The sequence below is a fragment of the Stenotrophomonas sp. SAM-B genome (genome assembly GCF_013387485.1).
GTDB classification, from domain to species: domain Bacteria; phylum Pseudomonadota; class Gammaproteobacteria; order Xanthomonadales; family Xanthomonadaceae; genus Stenotrophomonas; species Stenotrophomonas maltophilia_AA.
Genome location: NZ_JABBXB010000008.1, coordinates 60,512 through 76,801 on the forward strand (window position 1 = coordinate 60,512; position 16,290 = coordinate 76,801).

A 16,290-nucleotide genomic window follows, 5' to 3' on the forward strand; every position below is an offset into this window, starting at 1 on the left:
CGATATATCGTTCCGTCACTGCATTCGATATATCGAAATGACCTCTCCGCGCGATCTCGACCGCCCTGCCCGCCCGCTGACCGCCCGGCCGCTCAGCCGTGGCGACCTGCGCCTGCTGGTGCTGTCGCTGCTGGCCGACCAGCCGCGCCACGGCTATGAGCTGATCCAGCTGATCAGCGACATGTTCGTGCGGGTCTACACGCCCAGCGCCGGCTCGATCTACCCGGTGCTGGCGCAGTTCGAGGCGGCCGGCTGGGTCGGCGCGGTCGAGGACGGTGGGCGCAAGCGCTACGCGCTCAGCGCGCTGGGCCAGGCCGAGCTGGAGGCGCAGCGCGACGAGGTCGATGCCGCGGTGCACCGGGTGCGCGACAGCGCGCGCACGATCACCAAGGCCAACCTGCCGCCGTCCGTGCGCGATGCGCTGCGCGAGCTCAAGCACGCGCTGGGCCTGTGCCACGGCCGCTGGCAGGACGACAACGCCGCCGCCGTGGCCGAAGCGCTGCGCGAGGCCGCCGCGCACATCCGTGCGCAGGGCCGCTGACCTTCCCTCTTCGTTTCAGACCCAGCCAGCCACCGCCCGCCAGGTCCTTCTCTCTCAACGCCGCGCTGCGGCACTGATCCAGGTATTCCCCATGGCTCTGCATGAAAACCGACTGCTCCGTCATACCGTGAAGTTCCGCCCGCTGCAGGTGCTGCGCACCGAAGAGATCAGCCCGTGCATGCGCCGGGTGATCGTCGGGGGCGAGGCGCTGGAAGGCTTCGATTCGCCCTCGCCGGACGACCACGTCAAGCTGTTCTTCCCCAACGCCGAGGGCCAGTTCGTGGTCCCGACGATGACCCCGGAAGGCCCGCGCTACCCGGAAGGCCAGGCGCCCTCCCCCTCGCGCGACTACACCCCGCGCTGGTGGGATCTGGAGACCAACGAGCTGGCGCTGGACTTCGTCATGCATGGCGACGGCCTGGCTTCGACCTGGGCCGCCAACGCGCAGCCGGGCGATCCGATCGCCGTCGGCGGCCCGCGCGGCTCGCACATGACCGCCGATGACTTCGACACCTACGTGCTGATCGGCGATGAAACCGCGCTGCCGGCGATCGGCCGCTGGCTGGAGACGCTGCCGGAGGGCGCGAACGCCGACGTCTACATCGAGATCCCGGAATCCGGCGACCGCCAGGAGCTGGCGGAGGACGACCGCATCCGCATCTCGTGGCTGGAGCGCAACGGCTTCGACGCCGCCAGCAGCACCCTGCTGGAAGACGTGCTGACCGATTTCGAGGAACCGGAGGGCGACATCTTCTACTGGATCGCGGCCGAGTCGCGCCGGGCCCGGATGATGCGCAAGTACATCGAGGGTCACCTGGGCGTGCCGAAGGACTGGATCCGCTCGACCGGCTACTGGAAGGCCCACGGCAGTGAGCACCACGACGACTGAGCCCGCGACGGGCACCGGCCACGGATGCGACAATCGCGTTTTGTGCCGGTGCCTTTCATGCAAGCCTCTCCTCTTTCGGCACTGACCGATCTGATCGACCGCGCCGAGCGCGCCGATCCCGCGCTGGACGCCGCCCTGGCGGCGCTGGCGCCTTCCGTGGGCGGGAACATCGCCCCGTTGCGCACCGCCCTGATCCCGCTGGCCCGCGCGCAGGCAGCGCTGGTGCAGGCGAATATCGATATCGACCTGGTCGCCGACGAGCTGCGCCGTTACCAGAAGTACGCGATGCCCGGTAAGCCGAGCCTGCAGATCGTGCAGCTGCGCAAGCAGCAGGCCTCGGTGAAGCAGGCCGCGCTGCTGGCACGTCAGGCGTTCGCGCAGGCGACGCATGCATTCCTGCGGGAGAGCGGATTGAGTGCGCCGGCACGGCGGACGCCGACCGATTTCACCACGCTGTGGCTGGGCAAGGTGAGCGCGCAGGTGGCGGCGGGGTGATCATCGCCCTCGTGCATCCGCATCAGGAACGGTAGTGCCGGCCGCTGGCCGGCTCCCCCTTCCGTCCAGGATGATGAGGAGCCGGCCAGCGGCCGGCACTACGGGGTATCGACCGGTAGCCGCACAAAAAGAAAGCCCGCCGATTGGCGGGCTTTCTGCCTTCTCACGACGAGTGAGGAGAAACTCAGGCAGCCGGCTTTTCGCCAGTGGCCTCGGTGGTGATGCGGATGTTCACTTCATCGCTGACGTTCGGGGCGTACGCGCCGACGCCGAAATCGCTGCGCTTGATGGTGGTGGTGGCATCGAAGCCCGCTGCCGGCACCTTGGCCATCGGGTGCTCGCCGCCGCCGTTGACGGTGACATCCAGGGTCACCGGCTTGGTGATGTCCTTGATGGTCAGGTCGCCGGTGACGGTCAGCTTGTTGGTGCCGTTGGCCTCGACCTTGGTGCTCTTGAAGGTGGCGGCCGGGAACTTGGCGGCGTCGAAGAAATCGGCGCTCTTCAGGTGCTCGTCGAACTTGGCGGTGAAGCTGTTCAGGCCGGTCAGCGGCAGCTTCACTTCGACGGTCGACTTGGTCACGTCGGCCGCGTCATACACCAGGGTGCCTTCGGCCGCGCCGAAGTGGGCGGTCGGGTGCGAGAAGCCGAAGTGGCTCCACTGGACCAGCACGTCGGTGTGGGTCGGGTCGAGCTTGTAGGTGCCCGAGGCGATCTGGATCGCATCGGCCGCCGGGGCGGCAGCAGCAGCGTCCGCAGCCGGGGCGGCGGTTTCGGTGGCGGCCGGCGCGTCGGCAGCCGGGGCAGCGGGTTCGTCGGCCGGCTTGGAGCAGGCGGCGATGGCCAGGGTCAGGGCGAGCGGCAGCAGCAGTTTGCGGGTCACGGTCATGTCAGGTCTCTCTCGATTCGAAGGGAAAAGAAGCAAAGGTCATGCAGCCCATCCGCACGGATGGGCCACGATCCGGCGGTAACGCTTAAGCGATGCGGGCGGCTTCGTCGAACGACAGGCGAGGCAGCCGCGGGAACAGGCCCGAGGCGTCACCGTACCCCAGGTTGACGAGGAAATTCGACTTGATCGCGGTGCCCTTGAAGAAGGCTTCGTCGACCTTGGCGTTGTCGAAGCCGGACATCGGGCCGGCATCCAGACCCAGCGCGCGGGCGGCCAGGATCAGGTAGGCGCCCTGCAGGCTGCCATTGCGGAATGCCCCTTCGGTACGGCCTTCACGCGGGCCGTCGAACCACGCCTTGGCGTCGGTGTGCGGGAACAGGAACGGCAGCTTCTCGTGGAAGTCTTCGTCGAAGGCGACGATCACCGTGACCGGGGCGGCCAGGGTCTTGTCGTGGTTGCCTTCGGACAGGGCCGGGGCCAGCTTGGCCTTGGCTTCCGGGGACTTCACGAACACGAAGCGCGCCGGGCTGCCATTGGCGGCGGTCGGGCCCCACTTCAGCAGCTCATAGAGCGCCTTCAGCTGGCTGTCCTCGACCGGCTTGTCGAGGAAGGCGTTCTGGGTGCGGGCGGTACGGAACAACTGATCGAGCGCAGCATCGTCAAGGACGTGGGACATGAAGCCTCCGGAAACAAGGGGAATCGTTCGCGCATCAGCTACCGTGGCAGGGAGATTGCGCGATCGGCGAAGGCTGGCAGTGTAGAGTGTCGCGACAGTTGCAACACCCAGCCTGACTGAAACGAATTAATGCCATACGTGAAACGATGGAGTCCGCCCTGGACGATCACTGACGGCCGTGCCGGCAATGTGCGGCAGGCGGTGGCCCTGGCCACGGCATTGAAGCTGGGGGCGCATCGTCCGCTGGTACTCACGCCGCGCGCGCCCTGGCGCTGGCTGGCCCCGCGCTGGCTGCCGGGCGCCGCCGCCGGCTACGGCGAGGCCTTCACCGCGCTGGCCGAAGAGGTCCCGGAGCTGGCCATCGGCTGTGGCCGCCAGGCTGCCGGGGCGCTGCGCGAACTGCGCCGCCGTGGCACCCGGGTGGTGCAGATCCTCGACCCCCGCCTCAGCCCGCGCCACTGGGACCTGCTGGTCGTCCCCGAACACGACCGCCTGCGCGGCAGCAACGTGCTCACCCTGCTGGGCAGCCTCAATCCGGTCAACGATGACTGGCTGGCCTGCGGCCGTGCCGCCTTCGCGACGTTCAGCGCCCTGCCCGGTCCGCGCACCGCGCTGCTGGTCGGTGGGCCGACCCCGCACGCCCCCTGGCATGAGCCGGACATGGTGCAGGTATTCCAACAGTTGGCGTCGCAGCTGCGCGCGGAGGGCGGCAGCCTGCTGGCCACGACCTCGCGACGCACGCCCCCCGCGCTGGTCGGCGCGCTGCGCAGTGCGTTCGCCGATGTGCCGAACGTGATCTGGGGCGACGGCGGTGACGGCGTCAATCCCTATGCCGGCCTGCTGGGCTGGGCCAACCGCGTCGTGGTGTCGCCGGATTCGGTGAACCTGCTCTCCGAAGCCTGCGCCACGCGCATGCCGGTGGCCGTGGCGCTGGCCGACCAGGCGCAGGGACGGCTGGCGCACTTCCAGAGCGCGCTGCGCGAGCGTGGCCGCCTGCAGCTGCGCTGGCTGGACTGGCAGAAGGAAGGCCGCATCGAACCGCTGCGCGAGACCACACGCGTTGCCGAAGAGGTGCGCGCGCGGTTGGGGATTCAAGGACGGTGAACGGGAACTGCGTCGCGAGGACGCTGCACGCTGAGTCGGCGTTATGATGCGCCCGCGGCCGGTGCCGCCGGAGAACGTGTGACATGGAAGTACCCTTCGCTGCCCTGCGCCAGCGCCTGCACCCTGCCTTGCTGTGCGCGGTATTGCTGGGCGCTGCGCTGACCGCACACGCCGAGCCGCAATGCACCGAACGCTATCCCACGCCCGCCGCGCTGGCCTCGATGTTCGATGTGGCGCTGGCCACCACGGACGCCTTGGACGCCCTCGAGGGCGTGGACGTGGTGCTGATCGCCCGCGGCGGCCAGGACCTGAGCAAGTACGGCTTGCGCCACAGCCACCTGGCCTTCCTGCTGCGCGAGGAGGATGGCCAATGGCGCGCGGTGCATCTGCTCAATCCGTGCAAGACCGCGGAGTCGCACTTGTTCCGCGAGGGTGTTGCGACCTTCATCGGCGAGACCTCCAGCCATACCGATCTGCGCATCGGGGTGCCGACCCCGGCCGTGCGCGATGCGCTCAAGGCGATGCTCACCCAGCCGGCGATCCAGGCGAAGGCGCTGCACGAAGCACGCTACAGCGTGGTGGCCTATCCGTTCCGCACCGAATACCAGAATTCCAACCAGTGGGTGCTGGAAGTCCTGGGCGCGGCGATGGCGCAGGTGGAAGAGCGCACGTTGATCGTCAACCGTACCCAGGCGCAGGAATGGCTGCAGCGACACATGTACACGCCCAGCACGCTGCACATCGGCGTGGCCAAGCGGCTCGGCGCGCGCTTCTTCGTGCCCAATGCGGCCGTTACCGACCACCCGGCCAGCGAGCGCCTTTCCGGCAACTACTCGGTGGTGACGGTGGAATCGATCTTCGATTTCCTGCAGCTACGCAGCAGCCTGCAGCAGGAACTGGCCGTGCCGCATGTGCCGGTCAAGGGCATCGCGCCGCCCAAGCCATGAGGGTGCTGCGGCCTAACGCGGCGCAGGCATACTGTTTCCCCACGTCGATGTGACACAGGAGTTCCCGATGACACGGATTTCCCGCCTTGCTGTTTCGCCGTTGCTGGCAGTTGCGCTGTGCGCCTCCAGCCTGCCGGTATCGGCCCAGGAATTCAGTACCCAGCACCCGGTCGCCAGCAGCGCGATCGTCACCTCGGTGATGAGTGTCGTGGTGATCACCGCACCGGTCTGGCTGGTCTCGGCCGGTCTGAGCAAGGCCAGCGACGGCTCGGCCCGCCGCAGCCGCGCCCGTGCCGAGGCGAAGAAGGCCGCGCCCCTGCCACCGCTGACAGTGGAGAAAGTGGAGCGCACCGCCGAAGGTGGCGTGCAGCTGGCGTTGCAGAACCCGCAGTCACCGGACGAGCCGGCCGTGCTGGCCTGGCCGGCGCGCACCGACAACCCGGCGGAGACGGTCAAGGTCGGCGACGTGCTGGACCTCACGCCTTCGCCAGGCGGCGCCGGCTGGACGGTGGCCAACGCCGAAGGCACCGCGTTGGCGTTCCTGCCGACCGAGGCGGCTGCGGCGCAGTCCAGTCAATCGAGCGAACGCTGGTGAGCCGCGCCGGCCACCGAGGGATCGCGCCACTGGCCCGTGGATCGGCCCTCGCGCTGGCGTTGATGGCCACCAGCCTGCCCGCCGACGCCCAGAAATTCGGCTATGCCTCGCCGGTCACCAGCAGCGTCCTCACGACGTCGGTGGTGAGCCTGGCGGTGATCACCGCACCGGTCTGGCTCAGCGCGCTGGGCGTGAGCGGACTGCATGACGCCTCCATGCCGCACAACCGCGCCGCCCGGGCCGCGAAACGGCAGAAGGCCGCGCCGATGCCGCCCCTCACCGTGGAGCGCGTGACGCACCAGCCGGACGGCAGCTACGAGGTGGAGCTGAAGAACCCGCAGGCCCCGGATGCACCGGCGGTGGTGGCGTGGCCCGCGCGTGCCGACAACCCGGCAGCAGGCGTGAAGGTGGGCGATGTGCTGGATTTCACCCCGACCCCGGCCGGTGCGGGCTGGATGGTGGCCGACGCCCAAGGGGCAGCGCTGGCGTTCCTGCCGACCCACGATGCGGCGGCGACCAGCATGAGCGAACGCTTCTGACTGAACCGGCCCGGGCTGGCCCTGGGCCGGCCAAGCCCGGATAATCCGCTGTTCCCCCCGACTCTTCCGGCTCGCCATGTCCGCGCGTCCTGCCACTGCGTTTGCCCCGTTGACCCCCCGCTCGCTGCTGCTGGCGGTGCTGGCCATGGGCGCGGTGGTGCTGGGCTCGAACGTGCTGGTGCAGTACCCGATCAATGATTGGCTGACCTGGGGTGCCTTCAGCTACCCGGTCGCCTTCCTGGTCAGCAATCTGATCAACCGCCGCTTTGGTCCGGCGGCGGCACGGCGGGTGGCGTGGGCGGGTTTCGCGTTGGCGGTGCTGTTGTCGATCTGGATCGCCACGCCGCGGATCGCGGTGGCCTCGTGCCTGGCCTTCATCGCCGCGCAGCTGCTGGACATCACCGTGTTCGACCGGCTGCGCCGCGGGCACTGGTGGCGCGCACCGATGGTGGCGACGACCTGCAGCGCGACGCTGGATACGACGATTTTCTGGAGCATCGCGTTCGCCGGCTCCAGCCTGCCGTGGGTGAGCTGGGCGCTGGGCGACCTTGCGGTGAAGCTCACGATCGGCGTGTTCCTGCTGGCGCCGTTCCGCGCGTTGCTGTGGAAGATGGCGCCGCGCGCGGTGTGACATCTGCGCCGGCCGCCCGGTGTGGCGCTGTCGGTCGGAAGGCGCTGTCGGTGGGGCATCGCTGTCGGTAGTGCCGGCCGCTGGCCGGCTCTGCAGGGTTCATGGGAGCCGGCCAGCGGCCGGCACTACCGGTGCCCGAGCGATACAAGGTCGATGCCCGCGCGATGCAAGGTAGATGCCCGAGCAATGCGGTCCATGCCGGTCAAACAGCCGTCAGGGCGCGATGTCGATCCGCATCTGGAACGGCAACCCCGCTGCATCACTCGCCGCGATGATCATCGCGCGTGCCGCTTCGAGTGCCGGCGTCGGCGGTGCCAGGCGCGGGCGGCGGTCCAGCGTGCAGGCAAGGCCCACGTCCAGCAGCGCCGCATGCGCCTCGTGCAGCCCATCACGGGTGCCGCCGGGCAGCCACGCGATATCGGCCAGCGCGTCGATCAGGCTCGGGGTATCGCGCGGCAGCACCACCTGCGGATGCGTACCGGCACTGTCCAGCACACCGGTCTGCAGCAGGAATTCCAGATCGACGATACCGCCCGCGCCCTGCTTCAGATCGAGCCGCGCGGCGTCGCTGCGGTCCAGCTCGGCGCGCATGCGGGCGCGCATCTTCAGCACATCGGCGTAGAGCACCGCGTTGTCGCGCGGGCGCGCCAGCGTGTCTGCGCGCACCCGTTCGAAATCGGCCAGCAGCGAGGCATCGCCGGCAATCGCACGGGCACGCACAAGTGCCTGGTGCTCCCAGGTCCACGCGCGTTCGCGCTGGTATTCGGTGTAGCTGGCCAGCGACGACACCAGGGCGCCTTTGCCACCGTCCGGGCGCAGGCGCACGTCGATGTCGTACAGGCGGCCGGCGGCGGTGACCGCGCCCAGCATCGCCATCACCTTCTGCGCCAGGCGTGCGTACCAGCGGCCGGGATCGAGCGGGCGCGGGCCATCGCTGCTGTCCTGCCCGGCCGGGTGATCGTGCAGGAAGACCAGATCCAGGTCCGAGCCGAAGCCCAGTTCCAGTCCGCCCAAGCTGCCGTAGCCGATGATCGCGAAACGTCCGCCCGGTATGCCGCCGTGCTGGCGCTGCATGTCGGCCTGCACCAGCGCGAGTACGGTGACGACCACCGCCTGTGCGAGCTCGGCCAGCTGTCGGGTGGTGTCGACGGCGCGCTGGCGGCCGTCCAGCGTGGCCATCGCCATGCGGAAGCTCAGCGCCAGCCGGGTCTCGTTGAGCAGGCGCAGCGCGCCTTCAGGGTCATCGATGGTCAGCGCGACATCGCACTCGGCCTGCATGCCCGTGGCATCCGGCATCGGGCCGGAGACGCGCACGTCGAGCAGTTCGTCGAGCAGCAACGGGTAGGCGGCCAAGCGCTCGGCCAGCAGGGCGCTGCGCGCCAGCACGTCGACCAGCCGCGCCAGTGCGCTGGGTTGTTCGTCGAGCAGGGCAAGGTAGCTGGTGCGGCGCAGGATCGCCTGCAGCAGGCCGAGCACGCGCTTGAGCGCGGCATCCGGCTGCGGCGAGCGGGTGGCCGCGTGCAGCAGCGCCGGCAGCACGCGGTCCAGGCGCGCACGCGCGGCATCGGACAGCGACTTCACCCCGGAGCTCTGCGCGAAATCGCGCAGGGATTGATCGGCGCTGCCTGCATCGAAGAAGCCGGCCTCGGCCAGTACCTCGGCGCTGCCGTTGTCGGGCAGGCCCCGCCAGTAGCTGGCCAGTGCATCCGGCGCGGCCTGGCCGCGGCGCGGTGCAAGCAGGGCGGCGAACTCGGTGCTGACCCGCTCGCGCTGCAAATCGAGCGCGGCGACCAGCGCGTCCCAGTCCTCGAAACCTAGGCCGGCGGCGATGCGCAGGCGGTCGGTGGCATCGGTGGGCAGCGCGTGGGTCTGTGCGTCGCGCAGCATCTGCAGGCGGTTTTCCAGCCGACGCAGGAAGCCGTAGGCATGCAGCAGGTCGGCGCCGTCCTGCTCGGCCATCTGGCCCGACGCGACCAGCGCCGGCAGCGCGTGCAGCAGGCGGCGTTCGCGCAGCGGCGCTTCGCGGCCCCCACGGATCAGCTGCAGGGCCTGCGCGAGGAATTCGATTTCACGGATGCCGCCAGGGCCGCGCTTGATGTCGTCGTGCATTTCGCGGCGCGAGACCTCGGCGGTGATCGCCGCCTTCATCTCGCGCAGGCCATCGAGTGCGGTGAAATCCAGATAGCGGCGGTAGACGAATGGGCGCAGGGTCTGCAGCCAAGCTTCACCGGCGGCGATATCCCCGGCCACGGCGCGCGCCTTCAGCCAGGCGTAGCGCTCCCAGTCGCGACCTTCGCGCTGGAAGTACTGGTCCATGCCGGCGAACGACAGCGCGACACGGCCGGCATTGCCGAACGGGCGCAGGCGCAGATCGACGCGGTGGCTGAAGCCGTCCACGGTGGTGTCATCCAGCAGCCGCGCGAGGCGCTGCCCGAGGCGCGCGAAGTATTCCTCGGCCGCGAGCGGGCGCGCGCCATCGGATTCGCCGCCCTGCGGGTAGGCATAGACCAGATCCACGTCCGAGCTGAAATTGAGCTCGCCACCGCCCAGCTTGCCCAGCCCGAATACGACCAGCTGCTGTGCGCTGCCGTCGGCGGCCCGGACGACGCCATGACGGCCGGTGAATTCCTGCTCCAGCGCGGACAGCGCCAACTGCAGGCACTCCTCGGCCAGCCGGGTAGCGCCGGCCAGCGTGGCCGGGACGTCATCCAGCCCAGTCAGGTCGCGCCAGATCAACCGGGTGGAGGCGGCGGTGCGGTAACGGCGCAGGCGCTGCTGCCATTCGCTGGGTTGCAGCGGGTCCAGCTCGGGCAGCGGCAACGGCGGGCAGCCTGCCTGCGTGAGGTGCGGCAACAGCGTCGGCTGGCGGCACAGGGTGTCGATGGCGAAGTCGCTGGTGACGGCCAGCGCACGCAGCGTGTCCAGCACGGGGCCGGGGGGCGGCCAGTGGCCGGCATCGGTCAGCGACAGGGCCAGCCGCGCGAGCGCACGGTCGACCAGGGGAACAAGGGCGTCGGGGACGCGCGCGGGCGCGGCGAGGTCGGAAATCGGCATGAGGGGATTATGCCCGGCGCGGGTCGCCCTGCAGGGCAGAAGCGTGTTCACCGGTTGAGCGGTCATGCCCGGGCGCGTGTCGACGCGCGAAACCCCATCGGCGCCCCGATGTTCCGGAGGCGAGACATAAAAAAGCCCGCTTGCAGCGAACTGCCAGCGGGCTCTGCTCCCTCCCCCACGTCGGGATGCAGGTCGATCTTCTAGGGTCGGCGGAGAACTTGCACGCTGCACTGCAAAACAATACTTGCGGGTACAGAAGTAGGCCGGAAAGCTGAACAGGGAGGCGCCGATGTGAAAACGCCATCCCACCAAGGTAGAACCCCTGCCCCTGCGTGGATCGCCGATAATGGGGATCCCCCCAAAAACGTTGTCGTCATGTCTGTCGATCGCATTGCAAACGCGCGTCTGCGTGACCGCGTTGTCTCCGCCGAAGCTGCGGCCGCCCTGATCCAGCCGGGTGAAACCGTCGCCATGAGCGGCTTTACCGGTTCAGGCTATCCCAAGGCGGTGCCGGTCGCGCTGGCGCAGCGCATCGAGGCGGTGCACGCCCAGGGCCTGCCTTTCCAGATCAGCCTGATGACCGGCGCTTCGACCGCGCCGGAGCTGGACGGCGCGCTGGCGAAGGCGGATGGCATCGCGATGCGCATGCCCTTCCAGAGCGACCCGGATGCGCGCAACCGCATCAACGAAGGCAAGCTGGATTACATCGACATCCACCTCAGCCATGTCGCCCAGCACGTGTGGTTCGGCTTCTATGGCGACATCGACACCGCGGTGATCGAGGTCTCGGCGATCCGCGAAGACGGCTCATTGGTGCCCTCCACCTCGGTCGGCAACAACAAGACCTGGCTGGACCTGGCCAAGAAGGTGATCGTCGAGGTCAACGAGTGGCAGCCGGCCGGCGTGGACGGCATGCACGACATCTACTACGGCACCGCGCTGCCGCCGCACCGCAAGCCGATCCCACTGGTGCACGCCAACGACCGCATCGGCGAGACCGCACTGCGCTGCGACCCGGACAAGATCGTGGCGGTGGTGCGCACCAACGGCCCGGACCGCAACAGCCCGTTCAGCCCGATCGATACGACCAGCGAGCAGATCGCGCAGTACCTGATCGAGTTCCTCAAGCACGAAGTGGCCAAGGGCCGCCTGCCGGCCAACCTGCTGCCGCTGCAGAGCGGCGTGGGCAACATCCCGAACGCGGTGCTGGCCGGGCTGGCCAAGAGCGGCTTCCGCGATCTGAGTGCGTTCACCGAGGTGATCCAGGACGGCATGCTCGACCTGCTGCGCGACGGCGTGCTGAGCTATGCCTCGTGCACCGGCTTCGCGCTGAGCCCGCAGGCGAACGAGACCTTCAAGGAACACATCGATTTCTACCGCGAGCGCATCATCATGCGCACGCAGGAAATTTCGAACCACCCCGAACTGGTGCGCCGCCTGGGCTGCATCGGCATGAACGGCATGATCGAGGCCGACCTGTACGGCAACGTCAACTCGACCCACGTAATGGGCAGCCGGATCATGAACGGCATCGGCGGCTCGGGCGACTTCGCGCGCAACGGCTTCCTGTCTGCGTTCCTGAGCCCGTCGACGGCCAAGAACGGCAGCATCTCGGCGATCGTGCCGATGGTGAGCCACGTGGATCACACCGAGCACGATGTCTCAGTGATCGTCACCGAACAGGGCCTGGCCGATCTGCGCGGCCTGACCCCACGCAAGCGGGCGCGGGTGGTGATCGACAACTGCGCGCATCCGGATTTCCGCGACCAGCTGAACGACTACTTCGACCGAGCGAGCCGTGAGAGTTACGGCAAGCACACCCCGCACCTGCTGCCGGAAGCGCTGTCGTGGCACCAGCGGTGGCTGGATACCGGGACGATGAAGGCCTGATGCTGCACGGTACCGACGGGGATGACCGTTCGATACCCACCCGCGGAATTCACCGGTAGGCCACGACCGTTGGTCGTGGCGCACGCGACCCGGGTATCACGCGTTGCGCAGCGTTGTCAGCGATTCGGCCTGCAGCCGCTCGTAGATCGCGAACTCGTCCTCCACCTTCATGCCCAGCGCCTGCTCGAAGGCATCGCGGTTGGCATGCGCGGCGTAGGCACGTTGTTCGTCGCCGCCCAGGTTGGACTGGAAGATGCCCGCGGCGCTGACCGGCAGGAAATCCTCGTAGACGATCGGATCGGCACTGGCCAGGCCAGCGGCGATCAGCGCTTCGGCCGGCAGGTCACCCACCGCACCCGGGTTGGCACGACCGGCCTCGGTCAGGGCATAGCGGTAGTAACCCAGGCCCTCGCGACGCAGGGTGTCGTGGTCATCCGGGAAAGCGGTGAACGCCGCGGCCAGGCGGGTCGGGTAATCCTGGCCGGTGCTGCCGGCACCCCCACTGTCGCGCGCCTGTGCCAGCAGCTGGTCATACAGCGCGCGGCCCTTGGGCGTCAGGGCGAGGCCACGTTGTTCGATCTCACCGAAGCGCGCGGTATGCGTACCGGCATCGCCGGCGTCCCCCGAGGGGAAGTGCACGGTTTCTTCCAGCGCCTTGAAGCTGGTCTGGCGCAGGAGGATCGGGCAGCGGCGCGGTGGCGGACCTTCGATCACCGCTTTGGCGTCGATGCCACGCGCGAGCATGCCGGCCTGCGCGGCGTCGATGTCCAGCGTGCGCGGGGTCAGGTGGTTGATGTGCGGACCGCGGAAGCTGACCACGTCGGCGATCAGCCGGTGCGCGTCATGCAGCGCGTGATAGGTGCCCAGCGACACCGTGGCGTCGCCGTGCCAACGGAAGGTCTCCAGCGCCTCGATGACGAAGCGGCGCGCATCGGCTTGGTCGAGGCCGCCCTCGCGTTCGGCCTGCGCGATCAGGGCCAGTGCGGTATCAGTGAAGATCCGGCGCTTGGCGAGAATGGCAGCGGACTGCTCGCGCAGCGCGACGTTCTCGATCAGCTCCAGCCGCAGCAGCGAGGTGAACACCCGGAACGGATTGCGTGCCAGCGCCTGCGCGGTACGCGGCCGGAACGCGGTGGAATGCACCGGCACGCCGGCCACCGAGAGATCGTAGTAACCCACCGGGTACATGCCCATCAGCGCGAACAGGCGGCCCAGCGTGGCCAGTTCTTCCGCCGTGCCGACCCGGATCGCGCCGTGGCGTTCCTGGTCGAGGCGGGCACGTTCGTCAGTGCGGTCCAGCTGCTCGGCCAGCGCCGGGTTGGCGGTCAGCACGGCGTCGTTGATCTCGGCCACCAGGTCGACCAGGGTGCCGTACAGCGGCACCTCGGTGCGGTACATGGTGGACATCGCCTGGGCGAACAGGCTGCGGATATCGTCGGGTGAAACGAAACGGTCGGTGCTCATGACGTACTCGGCAACGGATCACGGGGAGGGACAGCAGTCCGCCATTGTCGCCGAGGCGGTCGCGCGCGGCGATCTGCACAGCAGCAAAGCGGGAGGACAGCGTAGATCCACGCCATGCGTGGCTGCGCTGCTGCGCGGTGCATCACCGCGTCAGCGCGTCGCCGCGTCCGCCGGGTTGGCCGCCGTGCGCTGCCGCTGCTCGCGGTTGCCCAGCTGGCGCTGCAGCGTGGCGTCGAGCTTCACCGGGCGGTCCCAGTGGTCGTGGCTGGCGACGATGGCGTGGCGCAGCGCGCGCCAGTGCAGGTTGGTCGGGGTGACCGGAAGCTCGGTGACCACCGCTTCCCAGCGTTTGGCTTCCCCCTCCTCCGGCACCGCACGCGACCACGCCCGAACGCTCTCGCGGCAGGACTGTTCGATCACGTGCGCCCAGAAACAGGCGAAGTAGATGTCGCCGGCCTGCCAGCCATGGGTGTGCATCAGCGCGGCGACGTAACCGCGCGAGACACCGGCATAGCGCGAGACTTCGTCCAGGAAGCTGTCCGGGTAGCGCTCGGCGTAGTGGTTGATGTCCTGCAGCTGGGTATCCACCCAGGCATCGCCGGTGTCCACCACGTAGGCGGCGGACTTCTCCGGGGTCTGCTCGGCCGCGGCCGCCCAGGGCAGCATCAGCAGCAGCGCGAGCAGGCCGGCGCGCATCATCCGGCCTGCGCGGCCTTGGCCTCGATGGTCCGCAGCGCCTGCGGCCAGTCGAAGGCGGTCGGCGCGTCGACCATGCGCGGTTCGTCGTCGGCCACGCCGTGCTGGGTCTCGTGCGCCCAGGTCACCGCGTACGGGGTGTGGATGCCCCAGCCGCCAAGGGTGATCACCGGCTCGATGTCCGAGCGCAGCGAATTGCCGACCATCACGAAGCGCTTGATCGGCAGATCGAACTCTTCCAGCACGCGCGCGTAGGTTTCCGGGTCTTTCTCGGAGACGATCTCGATGCGCGGGAACAGGTCGCGCAGGTTGGCCACCTTGATCTTGGCTTCCTGGTGGAACAGGTCGCCCTTGGTGATCAGCACGACCGGGTAATCGCGGGCGATCTCGGTGACCGACTCACGCACACCGTCGATCAGCTGGACCGGGTGGCGCAGGGTGTCATGGCCGATGTCCAGCATCTGCTGCAGGTCGCGGGCGCTGATGGTCTGGTTGGTGATCTCGATGGCCGCTTCGACCATCGACAGGGTCATGCCCTTCACGCCGTAGCCGAACACACCGAGATTGCGCTGCTGCACCTCCAGCAGGTGGCGCGCGGTCTGCGTGTCATGCACGTCGATGTAGCGCGACAGGATGTCGAGGTAATCCTGTTCGGCCTTGCGGTAGAAATCCTCGCTCTTCCACAGCGTGTCATCACCGTCAAAACCAACCAGGCCGATAGCGCCTTGCGGCGTGGGCAGGGAAGTCATCATCGGCCAAGGATACCAACAGCAGCCAAGCCGCCCCAAACGGCGACGCAAAAGAAAGGGCGGCCAAAGCCGCCCTTTCCCCCTCACTGCGCTACCGGTGTCCCCGGTTCTTACCTGCTCTGCTGGGCGCCGTTATCGGCGGCCTTGCCCTGCTGGGCGGCCACGTACGCCTTGTATTCATCCGGCGAGAGCTCGCCGTCCTTGTTGGTGTCGGCCTGGTCGAACACCTGGGCGAGACCCGCGTTCACCTGTGCCTCGGATTTGCTGATGGTGCCGTTGCCATCGGTATCGACGCTGGCCCAGGTCTGGCCACCGCCGCCGCTGGCCTGCGCGGAGGCCTGCGCTGCGGCATTGGCCGCGGTATCGGCTGCATCTCCGGCCTGCGCCGCCGCCTGCTGCGCCTGCGCGGCCTGGTTCTGGGCCTGCGCGGCACTCTGCTGGGCCGACTGGGCCATCGCCGGAATGGCCAGCACACTGCCTGCGGCGACGATCAGGGCGATCAGGGGCTTGCGGATGCGAGTAGTCATTGGGGTGGTCTCCTTGGTGGTTGTTGCGCGGCCTGTTGTTTCCGCACGGCCCCACACTGCCACCCCGTTTGTGAATCGATATTGCCCCTCGATCGCCCTGCGCACGCGGACTTAACCACTCGCAGGAATGCGTGCAGTACCGCGCTGGTTAGCCGCAGGTGAGCAGTTGGTAACACACCCATTCATTGCCGGCGGATTTAACCGGAAGCGAACGCAATCTCACGCCGCGTTGCTGTTTTTTTCGCCTGAGCGGGAACTGAACAAAAGCCATCCCAGCGCGACACCGCCGATCGCGCCGGCCACTTCCAGCACCACGCGTGAGCCGAGTTCGTTCGGATCGTGGATGCTGGCCAGGAACAGCCGTGCATACAGCGGCGACTCGAGCCGCATCATCCCCATGTAGAAGAGGTTCCAGGCATCGATGCCGGCCGAGGCCACCACCGCGATCACGCAGGCCCAGCCGATCGCATGGCCATCGGTCCAGCCTGCCCAGCGGCACAGCCGGTGCCACAACGCATACACCAGCAGCCCGACCAACAGCGCGATCAGCCCTGCCTCCAGCGTTCCCAGCAATCCAAAGTGCAGCGGCAGGTTCATCGTGGTCCGA

General features: G+C 68.5%; 17 protein-coding genes. 9 read left to right on the plus strand and 8 right to left on the minus strand.

Annotated elements, in window-relative coordinates:
• The first annotated feature begins 37 nt into the window (after positions 1–37).
• From HH110_RS15515 to HH110_RS15525, 3 genes are all read left to right on the plus strand, one after another.
• Positions 38–541 (plus strand): PadR family transcriptional regulator, encoded by a 504-nt coding sequence (locus tag HH110_RS15515; protein ID WP_176990507.1) that lies wholly within the window; start codon positions 38–40, stop codon positions 539–541.
• A 91-nt stretch (positions 542–632) separates the two neighbouring features.
• Positions 633–1,430 carry a siderophore-interacting protein gene (locus HH110_RS15520; RefSeq protein ID WP_176990508.1) on the plus strand — a complete coding sequence of 266 codons (798 nt, stop codon included), beginning with the start codon at positions 633–635 and terminating at the stop codon, positions 1,428–1,430.
• 57 nt (positions 1,431–1,487) lie between these two features.
• A complete protein-coding gene (locus HH110_RS15525) occupies positions 1,488–1,925 on the plus strand; it encodes a hypothetical protein (RefSeq protein ID WP_176990509.1) in 438 nt (145 codons plus the stop codon).
• 184 nt (positions 1,926–2,109) lie between these two features.
• On the opposite strand, the gene HH110_RS15530 is transcribed toward HH110_RS15525, so the two are convergent.
• Both HH110_RS15530 and HH110_RS15535 read right to left on the minus strand, forming a co-directional pair.
• Positions 2,110–2,811: a YceI family protein gene (locus HH110_RS15530; protein WP_176990510.1), complete on the minus strand. Its 702-nt coding sequence runs from the start codon at positions 2,809–2,811 to the stop codon at positions 2,110–2,112.
• A gap of 85 nt (positions 2,812–2,896) precedes the next feature.
• Positions 2,897–3,487 (minus strand): malonic semialdehyde reductase, encoded by a 591-nt coding sequence (locus tag HH110_RS15535; RefSeq protein WP_176990511.1) that lies wholly within the window; start codon positions 3,485–3,487, stop codon positions 2,897–2,899.
• 129 nt (positions 3,488–3,616) lie between these two features.
• Between HH110_RS15535 and HH110_RS15540 the strand changes: the two genes are divergently transcribed.
• The 5 genes from HH110_RS15540 (at position 3,617) to HH110_RS15560 (ending at position 7,303) form a co-directional block, all read left to right on the plus strand.
• Positions 3,617–4,591, plus strand: a complete 975-nt coding sequence (locus HH110_RS15540; RefSeq protein ID WP_176990512.1) for a mitochondrial fission ELM1 family protein — start codon at positions 3,617–3,619, stop codon at positions 4,589–4,591.
• A gap of 83 nt (positions 4,592–4,674) precedes the next feature.
• A complete protein-coding gene (locus HH110_RS15545) occupies positions 4,675–5,538 on the plus strand; it encodes a DUF2145 domain-containing protein (RefSeq protein ID WP_176990513.1) in 864 nt (287 codons plus the stop codon).
• A gap of 67 nt (positions 5,539–5,605) precedes the next feature.
• Positions 5,606–6,133 carry a hypothetical protein gene (locus HH110_RS15550; RefSeq protein WP_241696597.1) on the plus strand — a complete coding sequence of 176 codons (528 nt, stop codon included), beginning with the start codon at positions 5,606–5,608 and terminating at the stop codon, positions 6,131–6,133.
• A complete protein-coding gene (locus HH110_RS15555; protein ID WP_342589248.1) occupies positions 6,130–6,672 on the plus strand; it encodes a hypothetical protein in 543 nt (180 codons plus the stop codon). Before HH110_RS15550 ends, HH110_RS15555 begins: the two co-directional genes overlap by 4 nt.
• A gap of 76 nt (positions 6,673–6,748) precedes the next feature.
• Positions 6,749–7,303 carry a queuosine precursor transporter gene (locus HH110_RS15560; RefSeq protein WP_176990514.1) on the plus strand — a complete coding sequence of 185 codons (555 nt, stop codon included), beginning with the start codon at positions 6,749–6,751 and terminating at the stop codon, positions 7,301–7,303.
• Positions 7,304–7,516: 213 nt separating this feature from the next.
• Here the strand turns inward: HH110_RS15560 and glnE are convergent, their stop codons facing one another.
• The gene (gene glnE, locus HH110_RS15565; RefSeq protein WP_176990515.1) at positions 7,517–10,357 is read right to left on the minus strand and encodes a bifunctional [glutamate--ammonia ligase]-adenylyl-L-tyrosine phosphorylase/[glutamate--ammonia-ligase] adenylyltransferase; all 2,841 of its coding nucleotides are present in this window, start codon (positions 10,355–10,357) and stop codon (positions 7,517–7,519) included.
• 375 nt (positions 10,358–10,732) lie between these two features.
• Between glnE and HH110_RS15570 the strand changes: the two genes are divergently transcribed.
• Positions 10,733–12,247: an acetyl-CoA hydrolase/transferase family protein gene (locus tag HH110_RS15570; RefSeq protein ID WP_070471520.1), complete on the plus strand. Its 1,515-nt coding sequence runs from the start codon at positions 10,733–10,735 to the stop codon at positions 12,245–12,247.
• A 96-nt stretch (positions 12,248–12,343) separates the two neighbouring features.
• Here HH110_RS15570 and HH110_RS15575 read toward each other — a convergent pair whose 3' ends face one another.
• From HH110_RS15575 to HH110_RS15595, 5 genes are all read right to left on the minus strand, one after another.
• Positions 12,344–13,711 carry a VOC family protein gene (locus tag HH110_RS15575; protein ID WP_176990516.1) on the minus strand — a complete coding sequence of 456 codons (1,368 nt, stop codon included), beginning with the start codon at positions 13,709–13,711 and terminating at the stop codon, positions 12,344–12,346.
• Between the two features lie 150 nt (positions 13,712–13,861).
• On the minus strand, positions 13,862–14,410 hold the full coding sequence (locus HH110_RS15580) for a hypothetical protein (RefSeq protein WP_176990517.1): 549 nt from the start codon (positions 14,408–14,410) through the stop codon (positions 13,862–13,864).
• The gene (locus HH110_RS15585; protein WP_176990518.1) at positions 14,407–15,159 is read right to left on the minus strand and encodes an HAD family hydrolase; all 753 of its coding nucleotides are present in this window, start codon (positions 15,157–15,159) and stop codon (positions 14,407–14,409) included. Before HH110_RS15585 ends, HH110_RS15580 begins: the two co-directional genes overlap by 4 nt.
• 107 nt (positions 15,160–15,266) lie before the next feature.
• Positions 15,267–15,683 carry an EF-hand domain-containing protein gene (locus HH110_RS15590; RefSeq protein ID WP_176990519.1) on the minus strand — a complete coding sequence of 139 codons (417 nt, stop codon included), beginning with the start codon at positions 15,681–15,683 and terminating at the stop codon, positions 15,267–15,269.
• A gap of 219 nt (positions 15,684–15,902) precedes the next feature.
• Complete coding sequence (locus HH110_RS15595; protein WP_176990520.1) at positions 15,903–16,280, minus strand: hypothetical protein; 378 nt, start codon at positions 16,278–16,280, stop codon at positions 15,903–15,905.
• Between the last annotated feature and the right edge of the window lie 10 nt (positions 16,281–16,290).